This is a genomic window from Phenylobacterium sp. (assembly GCF_036563285.1).
Classification (GTDB): Bacteria; Pseudomonadota; Alphaproteobacteria; order Caulobacterales; family Caulobacteraceae; genus Phenylobacterium.
This window is the reverse complement of the sequence record NZ_DATCMR010000006.1, coordinates 649,807-663,786: the sequence shown is the minus strand read 5'-3', so window position 1 is coordinate 663,786 and position 13,980 is coordinate 649,807. Positions and strand designations below refer to the sequence as shown.

The following is a 13,980-nucleotide window of genomic DNA, read 5'->3' as shown; positions in this document are numbered from 1 at the left end:
GCCGGTGCTGCTGGAAGGCGTGAAGGTGGTCGAGTTCGCGAGCTACATCGCAGGACCCGGCGCGTGCTGCATCCTGGGCGACTGGGGCGCCGAGGTGATCAAGGTCGAGCGGCCGGGCGGCGACACCATGCGGGCCGCGTTCGCCGACGTGAAGAGCGAGCTTTCCGGCAACCCGACCTTCGACCTCGACAACCGCGGCAAGCGCGGGATCGTGCTCGACATCTCCAAGCCGGAGGGCCGCGACGCGCTGGCGAAGCTGGCGCAGACGGCGGACGTGTTCCTGACCAACGTCCGGCCCGCGGCGCTGAAGCGCGCCGGGCTCGACTACGACAGCCTCAAGCAGGCGAACCCGCGGCTCGTCTATGCGGTGATCACCGGCTACGGGCTGGAGGGGCCGGACGCCCACAAACCGGGCTTCGACGTCACCGCGTTCTGGGCCCGAGCAGGGGTAGCCAACATGACCGCGCCGAAGGGGACCGATCCCTTCATGCTGCGGTCGGGCATGGGCGACCACACCACCGCGCTGGCGACGGTCTCGGCGATCCTTGCGGCGCTGTACGAGCGGGAGAAGACCGGCCAGGGGCGGCTGGTGCAGACCTCGCTGCTGGCGACCGGCGTCTACGTGATGGGCTCCGACCTGGCGGTGCAGCTGAAGTTCGGGCGCCTCGCGTCGAACCGGACGCGGGACAATCCGATCAACCCCATCGCCACCTTCTTCAAGAGCGCCGATGGCCGCTGGTTCGTGCACAACCCGCGCGGCGGCAACGGCGGCTGGGAGACCTTCTGCGAGGTGGCCGGGCGGCCGGACCTGGTCCAGGACCCGCGCTTCGCCACCGGACGATCCCGGCGGGAGAACACCCGCGAGCTGGTGGCCGAGCTGGACGCGGCGTTCGCGGCCCTTCCCTTCGAGGAGGTCGCACGAAGGCTCGATGCGGCCGACCTGGTCTGGGCGCCGGTGCAGACGCCGGCGGACGTGGCCGCGGACCCGCAGGTGGCGGCGTCCGGCGCGCTGGTGCAGGTGGAGAACGGCGAGGGCGGGACGTTCCCGAACCCCGCGGCCCCGGCCCGCTTCCCGGGCGCCGACGCGACGGTCCGGCCGCCCAGCCCGAAACTTGGCGAGCACACCCGCCAGGTGCTGGCCGAGATCGGCTACGGCGAGGCGGAGATCGAGCGGCTGTTCGCGGCAGGGGCCGCGGCCTAGGCGATGTTACACGCCGCGGCAGGCCTATTTCCACGACTCAGCGCGACAACTCTCGGAGTTGCGTAAGTGGCTGATACACAATGAGAAAGATCCTCTCGTAGTGTATCTCGCCGGGCCGCTGACCCCAAAAAATACGATCAGCTGTCTTCGCGGCCGTCCTGCAGGAGCTTCAGCATCTCGCTGGTGAACAGCGAGCCGGTCAGGCGCGAGCCGATGCCGGCCTGGTCGGCGGGCTGGGCGCCACGCAGGATCAGGGCCACCAGGGCCTCCTGCTCGCGGATGCGCTCGGCTCGGCGGGCCGAGGCGTACTGCATGAAGCCGCCGTCCTCGTCGGCCGGGGCGTCGGGAACCTCGACGGCCCTCTGGGCGCCGCCGGTCTTGGTGAGGTTGGCGTAGACCTCGGCGACCGAGGCCGCGCGGCCCTCGCGGTAGAAGATCGACTTGTTGGCGCGCGCCGCGTCCGGGAACAGCGAGGCGGCCGAGGCGCCGGGCCTCGTCTGCACGGCCTCGATAAGCTTCGCCGAGCCCTGCGGCCCCAGGAAGTGGGCGGCGTAGAGCTCGCCGGCGGTGGGCGCGCGGCCCGTACGGCCCTTCAGGTAGGCGGCGTGGTCGGAGGCGAGCTCGCCGGCCATCAGCGAGGCGGCGTGGGGATCGAGTCGCAGGTCCATGACCGCGCGGCGCGCCTCGCCGCCGCTCACGTGGAACTTGCCGTCGGCGCCGCGGGAGATCAGCTCGGCGTAGCGGGCGTAGCCGTACTTCGAGCCGTGGGTCTTGAGCGTCTGCAGCCAGGTCTGCTCGACGAACTGGAACAGGCCCGCGGCCGAGGAGGTCCCGGCCTTGGCGTGCGGGTTCATGCCGCTCTCGCGGCCGGCGGTCTTCATCAGGAACGAGAAGTCCACACCCGTGGCCTTCGAGGCGCGCGAGATCGCCGCCTCCACCACCCCTCGGATTCCCTGAACGGCCATGCCCCAGGAGTCGCCCCGTCATGGTTAATGCGCCGCTAACCATAAGCCGCAAGCCTCCCGCTTGACGTTCGGGAACTTCGGCGTTCTTATCTGTCTTGTAATATTGTTGCGTGCAAGCAACTGACAGGGAGTGAACGTCGTGGTTATCCGTCAGGCCTTCCCCATTTCCCTCGGTGGACCCCGGCACAAGGGCGCCTCGCCGCTCACGGTCGCGGTGGGCTTCTCCATCGCCGTGCATGTCGCGATCGGCGCGTACATTGCAATGTTGAAATTCCAAGGGCCGCCGCCCCCGGCGATCGAGGAGCCGCCGATCTGGGAAATCCCGTTCGTCACGCCGAAGGACCCGCCCCCGCCTGCCGATTCCCCGCAGCCGCCACCGCCACAGACGCCGCCGATCCACAACACCGCGCCGCCCCTGAACCCGCCGATCCCGCCGCAGGACTTCGCACCGCCCAACGACCAGGCCCCAGTCCTTACCGGGCCGGTCACCACCTTCGACCCGCCGGTGCAGACCACGCCGCCCGCTCCGCCGCGCGACCCGATCATCCGCAATCCCCAGTGGGTGCGCCGCCCCGATGCCGGCGACTTCGCCCGCTTCTATCCCGAGCGCGCGATGCGCCTGGGCCGCGAGGGCGAGGCGGAGATCACCTGCTCAGTGCTCGCCAGCGGGCAACTGCGCGAGTGCCGCGTCACCGGGGAGGCGCCCGACAACATGGGCTTCGGCCAAGCCGCCCTGAAGCTCGCCCGCTACCTCCAGATCGCGCCCAAGACCATCGACGGCAAACCGGTGGACGGGGGCATCCTGGTGGTTCCGATCCAGTTCCGCCTGAACTGAGGCCGCGACCGGCGCTGCGCGCTGCATGGCGATCGGTTCGAACTACTTCTTCAGGTGGCGCTCGAACCAGCCGACCATCGCGTTCATGGCCTCGGTGGCGTAGGCGTCGGTCCTGGCCGGGTCGCCCTTGACATAGAAGTCGTGGTCGGCCCCCGCGAACATCGTCAGCCTGTTCTCGACCCCAGCCTTGTCGAGGGCCGCCTGCATCACCTGGGCCTGGGCAGGCGGGACACCCTTGTCGGCGTCGCCGTGCAGGATCAGCGTCGGCGGATCCCGCGCATCCACGCTGAAGATGGGCGAGACCGACGGGAGGAGCTTGTCGTCGAAGTCGATGGCGCCGCCCTTGGTGCGACCCTTCAGGAGCGCGGCCAGGTCGGTGGGCGGGAAGTAGGCGACCACGGCCGCGACGCGATTGCCTGAACGCTCCAGGGGATTGGCGGCCGCCGGATTTCCGTCGTCCGCCATCATGCCGGCGACGAGCGCCAAATGGCCGCCGGCGCTCGCGCCCCACACGCCGATCCGCGCGGGATCGGCGCCGTAGTCGGCGGCATGCCGCTTGATGTGGCGCATCCCGAGCCGGACATCGGTGACCGCGTCCGGAACCTGGAAGCGCGGCGCCGAGGAATGGTAGAGCGCCACCACGGTGAAGCCCTTGTCGATCAGCGCCTGATAGCGGGCCTGGCGTTCTTCCGGCGGGGCCCACGACGATCTCCAGCCGGCGGACACCATGTTGACCACCAGCGCGCCATTGGCGTTCCGCACCGGCCTGAAGACGTCGTAGGTTAGCGCCATGCCGTCGCGGTGACCGTAGATGACGTCGCGCACGTAGGTGGCCGTCTTCAGTTCCGCGGGCGTCGGCGCTCGAAGGGCCCTGCGGGGATAGCCGCTGAGCGGCGGGCCCGGATCGGCGGCGGGCTGTGCCGGAACCTGCGCCACGGCGCCGGCGCCGGCGCCGGCGGCCAGCGCCAAGGCGAGCGCCGCGCTCCATACCCTGTTCATGGACGGTCCCCCCGATGTCTTGTCGGGGCAAACTACACATTCACGCCGCAGACGGCGCCGAAATATGGGAGACCAGCTGGAGCGATCGTTCCACCCGCCCGCCCGAAGGAGCTGACCCCGATGGTTCTCCGCGCCCTGGCCGCCGCTGCGTTGCTGACGCTCTCGCCCCTCGCCGCCCATGCCGAGCCTGCGCGAGACGGGCGACACGACTTCGACTTCGAGATCGGCGACTGGACGACCGAGGTGCGGGTGCTGGCCAATCCGCTATCGGGTCAGCCGGCGAAGTGGGTGGAGTACCGCGGGCGCAGCCTGGTGAAACCGCTGATGGGCGGCCGGGCAAACCTGGTGGAGCTGGACGTCGCGGGGCCCGCCGGCCGGATCGAAGGCGGCTCGCTGAGGCTCTACAACCCGAAGAGCGGCCAATGGAGCGTGAACTACGTGAGCCTGGCCGACGGGCTCCTGACCGCGCCGGTCTTCGGCGCCTTCGATGGCAAGGGGCGCGGGACGTTCGTGGGCCAGGATACCCTGAACGGCCGCACGATCCTGGTGCGCTTCGTGATCACCGTGCTGTCGCCGACCGAGGCGCGGTTCGAGCAGGCCTTCTCAGGCGACGCCGGGCAGAGCTGGGAGACCAACTGGCTGGCCGTCGACCGGCGGATCCGCTAGCCCGCGCTCCGCCGTCGTCGGCCCCCGGGCCTGGTCGGGGCCTTAGAAATCCACCGTCACCGAGGCGGATACCCGCCTTGGGCTGGTGATGATGAAGGCGCCGTTCGAGGCGACGTCCCAGTCCCGGTTGTCCGTCAGGTTCTGCACCTGCACCCGCAGCACCCCGCGCGCGAGCGGCGTGCGGAACCTCCAGCGGCCGCCGAGATCGATCGTGGTGCGGCCGGGCAGGATGAACTGCTTGCCCCCCAACTGCGGCCACGGCGCGCTGCTGGCGGCGCGGTCGCCCGTGCTGCTCATCGCCAGGTCGATCGAGAGCGCCGGCCACCATGGCAACTCGTAGTCCAGGTTCAGCAGGACGCGCCGCTCGGTCTGCCCCACCGGGCGGGGTCCGATCCGGCCGAGCTCCACCAGCTCGCCGCTGACCTCGCCGTCCAGCAGCACCGCGCCGGCCACCACGCGCAGCCCGGCCATCGGGCTGCCCGCCAGCGAAAGCTCCATGCCGCGGTGGCGCACCTCGCCCAGCTGCCGGTAGACCCGCGCCGGGTCTAGGTTGAAGTAGGGCTTGCGGACGTCGAAGAGGCCCGCGACCAGGGTCATGGCGGGCCCCAGCCGGTAGCGGATACCGGCGTCCTTCTGGCTGGTGCGCAGCGCCGGCGGCGCCTCGTTGCGGTTGACCGCGTTCTCGGGAGCGACAGGGCTCTCTTCCAGCCCGACGGTGTAGCCGGCGTAGGCCGACAGCCGGCTGGTGAGCTGCACGGCCAGGGCCGCGTCATAGAGCCAGGGGTCGTCGGTGGAGACCACCTCGGGCAGGCCGGGCGCCAGGACCGTCTTGCGGTAATCCACCTTCTGCAGGCCCAGCCTCAGCTCGCCGCGACCGGCCCAGCCGCCGGCGTACGCCAGGCCGAGGGTCGTCTGGCGCACCTGGTCGCGGCTGTGCGGACCCAGGGCGAACGCCGGCTCCGGCAGGTCGCCGGCATCCTCGTAGAGACTCCCCGGGCCCAGGGGGTGCAGCACGCTGCCGCCATAGTCGCGCTCCGCGGCGCGCCCCCGCACCGAGAGATGGACCGCCTGGCGGCGCGGCCCCTCCTGCGCCTCCCAGGTGGCGCGGAGCTCTCCCGAGGTGGAGGCGAAGGTCTGCTCCGCGCTGGCGGCGACGAAGCGGTCCACCGCGCCGTCCGGCTGGGTGTTCATGAGCAGCCCCGTGCGACCCGCCTCGGTTTCGTTATCGACGCGGAACAGGCCCGCCTTCACGGTCCAGGCGTCGTTGGCCTCGTAGGTCGCCAGTGCGCCGTACAGCCCCCGGACCGCGCTGCTCTTGAGCCAGCGGGGGCTGAGGTTGCGCGCCGGCGAAGGCGGCGGCTCCACTGCGCCGTCGGTGAACACCAGGGGAGGCGAGCGCAGGCTGGGCAGATCGAACCGCGCGGCGAATGGCTGGATCAGCAGCCGCTCGCTGGCCCGCCAGTGCAGCACGCCGCCGATGGCGAAAGTTTCATCCGCCGCGCCCGGGGTGGGCTCGTCACGCCGGTACGCCATCCCCCCGGCGAAGCCCAGCCCCCCGTCCAGGAACGGCTGCTGGGTGTCGAGGCTGAGGCCGCGCGTGCCGAACGGCCCGAGCGTTGCGATCGCGCTGACGACGCCGGCCTCCCCCACCCGCCGCAGCGTGTAGTCCGCCAGGCCGGTCGGCGCCGGGAAGGGATAGCCCTGCGCGGCGATGCCGACGCGCAGGGTGGAGCCCGAGACCAGCCGGCTGGAGAACCCGGTCGGATTGTCGATGTAGAGCCCTTCGAGGCGGATGTTGCCCGCCGCGACGGGGCTGAAGCCGCGGGCGTCGGAGTCGCTGTAGAGCCCAATCCGCTCATTGCCGAGGCTGGCGCCGAAGGCGTCATCGGCGGACTTGACCACGTTCTCGTCGGCGCGCTGGGCGTGGGCGGCTCCGGACGAGAGACAGATCAGGGCCGCGGCCGCGGCGCCGCAGCCCAGGCCGCAACGGCGGCCAACGCTAAGCTGGTGCAAGGCGAGTTCCCGAATAAGGCATCGCCTCACCGGGTAAGGCGGCGCCTCGCCTCACGCGCGCCGGGTTTCGAAACCGGCTAGGCGGATTTCAAAATCGGCGATCCGGCGCTGGGCGCTTGCGGGCGGCCGGAGCGGTCCCGGAACTCGGAGGGAGTCATGCCCTCGGCGGCCTTGAACGCGCGGTTGAACGGGCCGAGCGAGCTGAAGCCGGCGTCGAGCGCGATGGTCGAGATCGGCACCTCCCGCTGAGCCGGATCGAGCAGCGCCGCCTTGGCGTCGGCCAGCCGCCAGCCGTTCAGGTAGGTGTTGAAGTTCCTGTAGCCGAGGCGGCCGTTGATCAGCCGCCGCAGGGCGTACTCGGGCGCGCCGGCGCGCGAGGCCAGGGCGCCGATGGTCAGACCCTCCTGCCGATAGGCGCGCTCTTCCTCCATCAGGCGCTGCAGCCTGGCCAGCAGCCGCGCCTCGGCGGCGTCGGTGCAGACCACCACCCTGCCCTGGTCTCCCGGCGCGGAGGGGGCGACGGCGCCGGCGGTGGAGAACATCTCTTCCGACCGAAGCCCCGCCACCAGCAGCGCCATGAGCACCCCCATCACTAACATCCTGACGACGTTCAGGTCCGTCGCCAGGGGCGGCACCTTGCCCGGCCAGAGGTAGGAGGTGGTGATGCCGATCATGAACAGGCTGCTGATCAGGACGAAGATGATCCTGGAGCGCCGACGGGACTCCACCAGGTCGGCGCCGCGCCCCTTCAGGGCGATCCAGGCCGCCGAGGCGGCGAGGAGGATCTGCGCCACCTGGTGCGGGATGCGCACCGGATCGGTCGGAAGCCCAAGCTGGCTGGCCAGCATCCATGCGCCGCCGAGCGCCACCATGCCTCCCCAGACGGCCCAATCCAGCGGCTTCATCCTGAAGTCGTCGTCGAACAGCGCGCGGGTGAACAGCCAGAACGCGGCTGTCTTGCCCTGTGTGATCACCACCAGGGGAAAGGCCCAGCGGTAGCTCCACTGGGCGAACGGGGCGGTGTTCAGCGCCCACCAGGCGGTGCTGAGCGCGAAGAGGGCGCCGAGACGGGCCAGGGTGCGGTTGCCGCCGTCACGCAGCAGGATCAGGCTCAGGAGCAGGAAGGTGGTCGCCGCCCCGCCCCTCAGCACCAGTTCCAGGAAGTCCGGCATGGGGTCATCCTGATAAGATCGACTGGGCAAGGCAATATTCGCGTCCGCGGGCCCGCCAACCTCGCAGTCTAGGCCAGCGCGCGGTGCGTCTCCGGACGCTCATCTGGCTGGCCGTCGAGGCGGGCTCGGATGAAGCACTGCACGCCGCCCGGCTCGAAGCGCAGCTCCACTTGGCCGCCGAGTTCGGCAGCAAGACCCCGCGCCAGCAGCCGCGAGCCAAAGCCCGTGCGCTCCGGAGGCGTCACCGGCGGGCCGCCATGTTCCCGCCAGGTCAGTTCAAGTTCCCCATCGCGGTTCGTCCAGGTGAGCTCAACCCAGCCGCCGGCGCTGCTCAGGGCGCCATACTTCAACGCATTGGTGCCCAGCTCGTGGAACGCCATCGACAGGGCAAGGGCGGCCCGTGCTTGCAGGGGGGTCTTGGGCCCGCCGATCCGCACCCGCCCTTCCGCAGCGCCCATCGGGTCAAGCACCCCGTGCGCAATTTCGCCGACCCCGGCGCCGTCCCACTGTTCGCGCGTGAGGATGTCGTGCGCCGTCGCCAGAGCCATGATGCGGTTGAGGAACGCCGTCCTCGCGGCAGGAAGGCTTTCCGTGCCGCGGAGGGTTTGACTGGCTATGGATTGCACCGTCGCAAGGTTGTTCTTCACGCGATGGTTCAGCTCCAGGACCATCAGACGCAGCTGCTCGTCCGCGCGCTTGCGGGCGGTGACGTCGTAGCCCTCGCAGAAGATCCCGGTGATCTCGCCCCGCTCGTCGGTCACCGGCTCGTAGAAGAAGTCGAGATAGAGGCTCCGAAGCTCGCCGCCGCCGGCGTCGATGCGGGCTTCCACGCCATCGGCCACGATCCGCTCGCCTGTCGCCCACACCCGGTCAAGCATCTCGAAGAAGCCCTGGCCTTCCAGCTCCGGGAAGGCTTCCCGAACGGAACGGCCGACGTAGTCCCGATCCCCAAACAGGCGGCGATAAGCCTGGTTGGCGAACTCGAACCTGTGTTCCGGACCTGCAAGTATGGTGATGAAGCCCGGCGCCTGTTCGAACAGCCGCCGCTGCCGGGCCGTCTCCTGCACCAGGCGCCGTTCAGCCATGACCTGGCCCGTGATCTCCATGCAGGCGCAGAAGAAGCCGAGAACCTCGCGGTCGTCGCTCGCGATCGGCGTGTAGGAGAACGCGAAGTGGGCTTCTTCGGCGTACCCGCGGCGATGCATCAGCAGTTCGATGTCGTCCATGTGGACCGGCTCGCCACGGTAGGCCTGGTCCACGATCGGGGTCAGGTCAGCTCGGATCTCGGACCAGACCTCTAGGAAAGGGCGGCCCAAGGCGGCCGGATGCTTGTTGGCCAGGATCTCGCTGTACGCGTCGTTGTAAATCAGCGTCTGCTCGGCGCCCCAGGCCAGGAACATGGGCTGCTTCGAACAGAGCAGGACGCCGACCAGGGTCCTGAGCTGTTGCGGCCACCGGTCAGCGTCGCCGAGCGGGGACGAGGCCCAGTCGTGTTCTCCCACGAGCGCTGCCATTTGGCTTGGCGGCGCAACTACGTTCAACGAAGGCTTGGTCGTCTCGGCGCCGGTCGTCATCAGGGAAGCTTGTTGTATAGGGCGGCTCATATTTCCAGAGCTAGTTACCGCGCCGCCTACCAGTGATGGGGTCGCCGCGCCGAACGTGGCAGACATGGAACCCCAACTGATCAACCGTCACCCCGCCTGCCCGAAGGAGGCTGACGCCGATGGTTTTGGCCCGGGCCGCCTCTCGGCTTTGACGGCGGCGGAACGCCGGGTATCAATTCCTTTGCGCGTTGGTCCGATCTCCCCGTCGGGCGGACGCGCGGGTTCGGGAAAGCACGGGGGAACTCCATGCGCCATCTGACTGCCGCCGTGGGCGCAGCCGCCTTGACGTTCGCCGCCTTCGCCTCGCTGGCCCAGCCGCGTGGGGCGCCGTCGCGGGGGCCGGAGATGGCGGGGGTGGCGGCGTACCAGGCCGCCTGCGCCGCCTGTCACGACGGCGGGGACGAGCGGGCGCCGGAGCTGGAGCAGCTGCAGAGGCTCGACCCGGAGCGGGTCCGCGCGGCGCTGAAGCCAGGCGGGCTGATGGCCAGCCAGGCCTCGGGCCTGACGGCGGAGCAGCACGGACAGCTGGTGGCCTTTCTGGGCGCGCCGGCCGAGCGGCGGGTGGCGCTGGCCATGGCGGCGCGCAACAGCCGGCCGGACATGCCGGGCTTCAGCTATCCCCTGCGCCGCGTGCGCGATCCGCGGGACACGGCCAGCACGGCGCCCCGGGCCCAGGCCTGGGCCGCGCCGAAGCTGGGCGCGGGGCCGTTCGTCTCCGAGACCTGGGAGCAGAGGAACCTGCGCGCGGTGGTGGTGGCGCGGGGGCTGGATTCTCCGCGGGCCATCGAGTTCCTGCCGAACGGGGACGTCCTGGTGGCCGAGCGCGCCGGCAGGCTGCGGATTGTGCGCGACGGGGTGCTGGACCCCAACCCGGTGAAGGGCATGCCGGCGGTGGCGGCGCTGGGCACGGCCACCGGCTTCATGGACATCAAGCTGCACCCGGACTTCGCGAAGAACGGCCTGGTCTACCTGGCCTACCACAAGCCGGCCTACGGCTCGTACGGCCGCAACACCATCTACCGCGCCCGCTGGACCGGCGCCGAGCTCGTCGACGGCCAGGAGCTGTTCGTCGCCGACGACCTGGACGCGCTCTACACGCGGCTGATGTTCGGTCCCGACGGCAAGCTCTACGCCACCATCGGCTGTCCGGGCGTCGGCACCGACGAGTCCATCGGCCGGGCGCAGAAGCCCGACGACTATGCCGGCAAGGTGCTGCGGCTGAACGCGGACGGGACGGTCCCGCGGGACAATCCGTTCGTCGGCCGCAAGGGCTACAACCCGGAGATCTTCACCCTTGGCCACCGGGTGAACCTGGGCCTGGCGCTCAACCCGCGCACGGGACAGTTCTGGGTGTCGGAGCACGGGCCGAACGGCGGGGACGAGGTGAACATCCTCAAGGCCGGACAGAACTACGGCTGGCCGCTGGTGAGCGAGGGGCGGTACTACGCCGGCCCGCGGGTCTCGCCCGTTTCAACCCGCAAGGGCGTCGCCTCGCCGCACCTGGCCTTCGTGCCGTCGATCGCGCCGGGCAACCTGATCTTCTACACCGGCGACAAATTCCCGGCCTGGAAGGGCAACCTGTTCGTGGGCGCCATGCGCCTGAACGAGGCGCCGCGGACCGGCCACCTGCTGCGCATCGTGCTGAACGAGGCCGGCGAGCAGGTGCGCGGGGAGATGTTGCTCTACGACCTGCACCAGCGCATCCGCGACGTGGAGCAGAGCCCCGACGGCCTGATCTGGGTGACCACCGACGAGGGCAAGGACAGCGTCCTGATGCGGCTGGAGCCGGCGGAGGCGCGATGAAGGAAACCGTCACCGGTGACGGTTCGACCCGATGGCGCTAGGGTCGCGCGCAACGACAAACCAAAGGGGAAACGCCATGTCCAAGACCATGCTGCCGCTCGTGGGCGCCGCCATCGTCCTGTCCGCCTGCGCCACTGCGCCCTCCGGCCCCGGCGCCGGCGCGGCGGGCGGCGAGGTCGTGCAGACCCGGCTGGGCGCGGTGCGCGGCGAGACCGTCTCGGATGTGGGCGCCACGGCCCGCATCTTCCGCGGCATCCCCTACGCCGCCCCGCCGGTTGGCCCGCTGCGCTGGAAGCCGCCGCAGCCGGCGCAGGCGTGGAGCGGCGTGCGCGACGCCACCGGGTGGCCGAACCGCTGCCCGCAAGGCGAGAGCAGCATGGGCGCGGCCACCCCGCTGAGCGAGGACTGCCTCTACCTCAACGTGGTCACCCCGGCGCGGAGCCCCGGCGCGCGGCTGCCGGTGATGGTCTTCTACCATGGCGGCGGGCTGACCACCGGCACGTCCAGCTCGACCACCTACAACCACCCCAAGCTGCCCAGCCAGGGCGTCGTGGTGGTGACGGCCAACAGCCGGCTGGGGCCGCTGGGCTACCTCGCCCACCCGGCGCTGGCCGCGGAGGGCCGCGGGTCGGGCAACTTCGGCACCCTCGACATCCGCGCGTCGCTGGAATGGGTGCGTGACAACATCGCCGCGTTCGGGGGCGACCCGAACAACGTCACCATCTTCGGGGAGTCCGGCGGGGGCACCAAGGTGATCTCGCAGATGGCCTCGCCGCTCAGCCGCGGCCTGTTCCACAAGGCGATCGTGGAGAGCGGCTCGGCGTTGGTGTCCGCCCAGCGGACCACGACGCGGCAGACTGCGGAGGCCCGCGGCGCGGCGCTTGCCCGCGCGCTGGGCGCGGACGGCGCGAACCCGCTCGCCGCCATGCGCGCGGCGAGCTGGCAGGACGTCATTGCGGCGGCCGCCAAGGCCGAGTTCTCCGCCAACGTGGTGGTCGACGGCGAGGTCATCCCGGCTCCGGTCCACGAGATCTTCAAGGCCGGTCGGCAGGCCAAGGTCCCGCTGATCGTCGGCGCCAACACCGGCGAGGCCTCGCTGCGCCGCGACGTGCCGGAGATGGCCAACCTGCACAGCGCCGCCGGCGGGCCAACCTGGGTCTACAACTTCTCGCAGCTGCCGCTGGGCTGGCGCCAGGAGAAGGGCTGCGTCGCCTTCCACGGCCTGGAGCTGTCCTATGTGTTCGGCGCCATCCCCGTGGGCCTGAGCTCGCCCACCACCCTGTTCCTGGCCCGCGGCGGCGGCTGCTCGCAGAAGACGCCGGCGCACGACGAGCAGGACATGCGGGTGGCCGACCAGGCCTCGAGGATCTGGGCGCAGTTCGCCAAGACGGGTAACCCCAGCGTGCCCGGGCTGATCGAGTGGCCCAGGTACACCCAGGCGAGCAATGTCTACCTCGACATCGGCACCCCGCTGGCGGCGAAGCGGGGGATCGAGAGCGCCTATGTCGCGCCGCCTGCGGCCGCGGCGGGGCGCTGAGGAGCGCTTTCATGCGCGGTCTGCTCGTCGCCGTCTGCGCCGCCGTGGCCGTGGCGGGCTGCTCCCGCGAGGCCGCGCCGGCCGGGTGCCCGCCCGCGCCGCTGAGGGCGACCCCTGGCCCGGAGGCCATCGACGCGCTGCTGGAACGGCATATGCGCGACAGCATGGCGGGCCGCGCCGTCCCGGGGCCGGCCGCGCGCCAGGCGGCGCGGCGCGCCATCGCCATGGACTGCGTGCACGCCCACGCCGACAGCGCGCCGGGCGCCACACCGCGCGATGCAGCTGTCGCGGCCGTGACCCAGGCGTGCGGCGCCGTCATCGCCCGCTACATCCAGTCGGAGGTGACCGACGCCACCCTGCGCGGCGACGAGCCGCCAGGGCCCGGCCAGATGGCCGCCCTGCGCGCGGAGTTCAGCGCCGCGGCGGCCGGACGGCTGGCGCAGCGCCAGGGCGGGCCCTGTCCGAAGCCGTGATCTTGTCGGCGAGCCGACCTCGGGGTCGTCTTACAGGGGCAACCTCGCAGGGAGCCGTCCGATGAAGCCCACCATCACCGCCTTCGAGAGCTCGCCCGACGAGGGCGAGGGACAGGCGCGCGACATGCGGGTGCGCTGGGCGCTGGAGGAGGTGGGCCAGCCCTACGACGTGCGGCTGGTCTCATTCGAGGCGATGAAGGCGCCGGCGCATCGGGCGCTGCAGCCGTTCGGGCAGATCCCGACCTACGAGGAGGGCGACCTCGTGCTCTTCGAGTCCGCGGCGATCATCTTCCACATCGCCGAGCGCCATGCGGGGCTGTTCCCCGCCGACGACGACGGCCGCACGCGGGCGGTGATGTGGATGTTCGCGGCGCTGAACACGGTGGAGCCGCCGATCGTGGAGCGGGAGGCCGCCATGATCCTGGAGACGAAGAAGCCCTGGTACGCGGAGCGCCAGGTCATGCTCGACGAACGGGTCAACACCCGGCTGGCCGACCTCTCGCGGCGGCTGGGCGATGCGGCGTGGCTGGACGGGGAGTTCAGCGCCGGGGACCTCTTGATGGTCACCGTGCTGCGCCGGCTGGACGGCCACGGCGTGCTGGACGCCTATCCGAACCTTATGGCCTACGTCGCCCGCGGCGAGGCCCGGCCAGCTTTCGAGCGGGCTTTCGCCGATCAGCTGGCGGTGTTCACCGCGAGCCGGTGAACTGGT

Annotated in this window: 12 protein-coding genes; 7 read left to right on the top strand and 5 right to left on the bottom strand. The window is 71.0% G+C overall.

Translation table 11 applies throughout. The annotated features are described in order from the left end of the window. Positions 1 to 4 precede the first annotated feature (4 nt). Positions 5 to 1,201: a CaiB/BaiF CoA-transferase family protein gene (locus tag VIL76_RS08145; RefSeq protein ID WP_332044506.1), complete on the top strand. Its 1,197-nt coding sequence runs from the start codon at positions 5 to 7 to the stop codon at positions 1,199 to 1,201. Between the two features lie 137 nt (positions 1,202 to 1,338). Here the strand turns inward: VIL76_RS08145 and VIL76_RS08140 are convergent, their stop codons facing one another. Beyond that, on the bottom strand, positions 1,339 to 2,166 hold the full coding sequence (locus VIL76_RS08140; RefSeq protein WP_332044505.1) for a transglycosylase SLT domain-containing protein: 828 nt from the start codon (positions 2,164 to 2,166) through the stop codon (positions 1,339 to 1,341). A 139-nt stretch (positions 2,167 to 2,305) separates the two neighbouring features. Between VIL76_RS08140 and VIL76_RS08135 the strand changes: the two genes are divergently transcribed. After that, positions 2,306 to 3,001 carry an energy transducer TonB gene (locus VIL76_RS08135; RefSeq protein ID WP_332044504.1) on the top strand — a complete coding sequence of 232 codons (696 nt, stop codon included), beginning with the start codon at positions 2,306 to 2,308 and terminating at the stop codon, positions 2,999 to 3,001. A gap of 42 nt (positions 3,002 to 3,043) precedes the next feature. On the opposite strand, the gene VIL76_RS08130 is transcribed toward VIL76_RS08135, so the two are convergent. Continuing rightward, positions 3,044 to 4,000 (bottom strand): alpha/beta hydrolase, encoded by a 957-nt coding sequence (locus VIL76_RS08130; protein WP_332044503.1) that lies wholly within the window; start codon positions 3,998 to 4,000, stop codon positions 3,044 to 3,046. A gap of 120 nt (positions 4,001 to 4,120) precedes the next feature. Here VIL76_RS08130 and VIL76_RS08125 point away from each other — a divergent pair, with 120 nt between their 5' ends. After that, positions 4,121 to 4,666 carry a hypothetical protein gene (locus VIL76_RS08125; RefSeq protein ID WP_332044502.1) on the top strand — a complete coding sequence of 182 codons (546 nt, stop codon included), beginning with the start codon at positions 4,121 to 4,123 and terminating at the stop codon, positions 4,664 to 4,666. Positions 4,667 to 4,708: 42 nt separating this feature from the next. On the opposite strand, the gene VIL76_RS08120 is transcribed toward VIL76_RS08125, so the two are convergent. From VIL76_RS08120 to VIL76_RS08110, 3 genes are all read right to left on the bottom strand, one after another. Further along, a complete protein-coding gene (locus tag VIL76_RS08120) occupies positions 4,709 to 6,679 on the bottom strand; it encodes a TonB-dependent receptor domain-containing protein (RefSeq protein ID WP_332044501.1) in 1,971 nt (656 codons plus the stop codon). Positions 6,680 to 6,756: 77 nt separating this feature from the next. Further along, on the bottom strand, positions 6,757 to 7,851 hold the full coding sequence (locus tag VIL76_RS08115) for an AraC family transcriptional regulator (protein WP_332044500.1): 1,095 nt from the start codon (positions 7,849 to 7,851) through the stop codon (positions 6,757 to 6,759). A gap of 68 nt (positions 7,852 to 7,919) precedes the next feature. Further along, the gene (locus tag VIL76_RS08110; protein ID WP_332044499.1) at positions 7,920 to 9,425 is read right to left on the bottom strand and encodes a sensor histidine kinase; all 1,506 of its coding nucleotides are present in this window, start codon (positions 9,423 to 9,425) and stop codon (positions 7,920 to 7,922) included. Between the two features lie 276 nt (positions 9,426 to 9,701). On the opposite strand from VIL76_RS08110, the gene VIL76_RS08105 reads away from it, so the two are divergent. The 4 genes from VIL76_RS08105 to VIL76_RS08090 all read left to right on the top strand — a co-directional run bounded on the left by VIL76_RS08105 (position 9,702) and on the right by VIL76_RS08090 (position 13,974). Further along, positions 9,702 to 11,258, top strand: a complete 1,557-nt coding sequence (locus tag VIL76_RS08105; protein WP_332044498.1) for a PQQ-dependent sugar dehydrogenase — start codon at positions 9,702 to 9,704, stop codon at positions 11,256 to 11,258. A 76-nt stretch (positions 11,259 to 11,334) separates the two neighbouring features. Then, positions 11,335 to 12,795: a carboxylesterase/lipase family protein gene (locus VIL76_RS08100; RefSeq protein WP_332044497.1), complete on the top strand. Its 1,461-nt coding sequence runs from the start codon at positions 11,335 to 11,337 to the stop codon at positions 12,793 to 12,795. A gap of 11 nt (positions 12,796 to 12,806) precedes the next feature. After that, a complete protein-coding gene (locus tag VIL76_RS08095) occupies positions 12,807 to 13,268 on the top strand; it encodes a hypothetical protein (protein WP_332044496.1) in 462 nt (153 codons plus the stop codon). A gap of 61 nt (positions 13,269 to 13,329) precedes the next feature. After that, positions 13,330 to 13,974 (top strand): glutathione S-transferase family protein, encoded by a 645-nt coding sequence (locus tag VIL76_RS08090; protein ID WP_332044495.1) that lies wholly within the window; start codon positions 13,330 to 13,332, stop codon positions 13,972 to 13,974. Positions 13,975 to 13,980 lie beyond the last annotated feature (6 nt).

What these genes read in the sequence shown, in the direction of transcription:
- VIL76_RS08140 (WP_332044505.1), bottom strand. Translation starts at nt 2,166, where the DNA reads ATGGCCGTTCAGGGAATCCGAGGGGTGGTGGAGGCGGCGATCTCGCGC.
- VIL76_RS08130 (WP_332044503.1), bottom strand. Translation starts at nt 4,000, where the DNA reads ATGAACAGGGTATGGAGCGCGGCGCTCGCCTTGGCGCTGGCCGCCGGC.
- VIL76_RS08125 (WP_332044502.1), top strand. Translation starts at nt 4,121, where the DNA reads ATGGTTCTCCGCGCCCTGGCCGCCGCTGCGTTGCTGACGCTCTCGCCC.
- VIL76_RS08115 (WP_332044500.1), bottom strand. Translation starts at nt 7,851, where the DNA reads ATGCCGGACTTCCTGGAACTGGTGCTGAGGGGCGGGGCGGCGACCACC.
- VIL76_RS08110 (WP_332044499.1), bottom strand. Translation starts at nt 9,425, where the DNA reads ATGACGACCGGCGCCGAGACGACCAAGCCTTCGTTGAACGTAGTTGCG.
- VIL76_RS08105 (WP_332044498.1), top strand. Translation starts at nt 9,702, where the DNA reads ATGCGCCATCTGACTGCCGCCGTGGGCGCAGCCGCCTTGACGTTCGCC.
- VIL76_RS08100 (WP_332044497.1), top strand. Translation starts at nt 11,335, where the DNA reads ATGTCCAAGACCATGCTGCCGCTCGTGGGCGCCGCCATCGTCCTGTCC.
- VIL76_RS08095 (WP_332044496.1), top strand. Translation starts at nt 12,807, where the DNA reads ATGCGCGGTCTGCTCGTCGCCGTCTGCGCCGCCGTGGCCGTGGCGGGC.
- VIL76_RS08090 (WP_332044495.1), top strand. Translation starts at nt 13,330, where the DNA reads ATGAAGCCCACCATCACCGCCTTCGAGAGCTCGCCCGACGAGGGCGAG.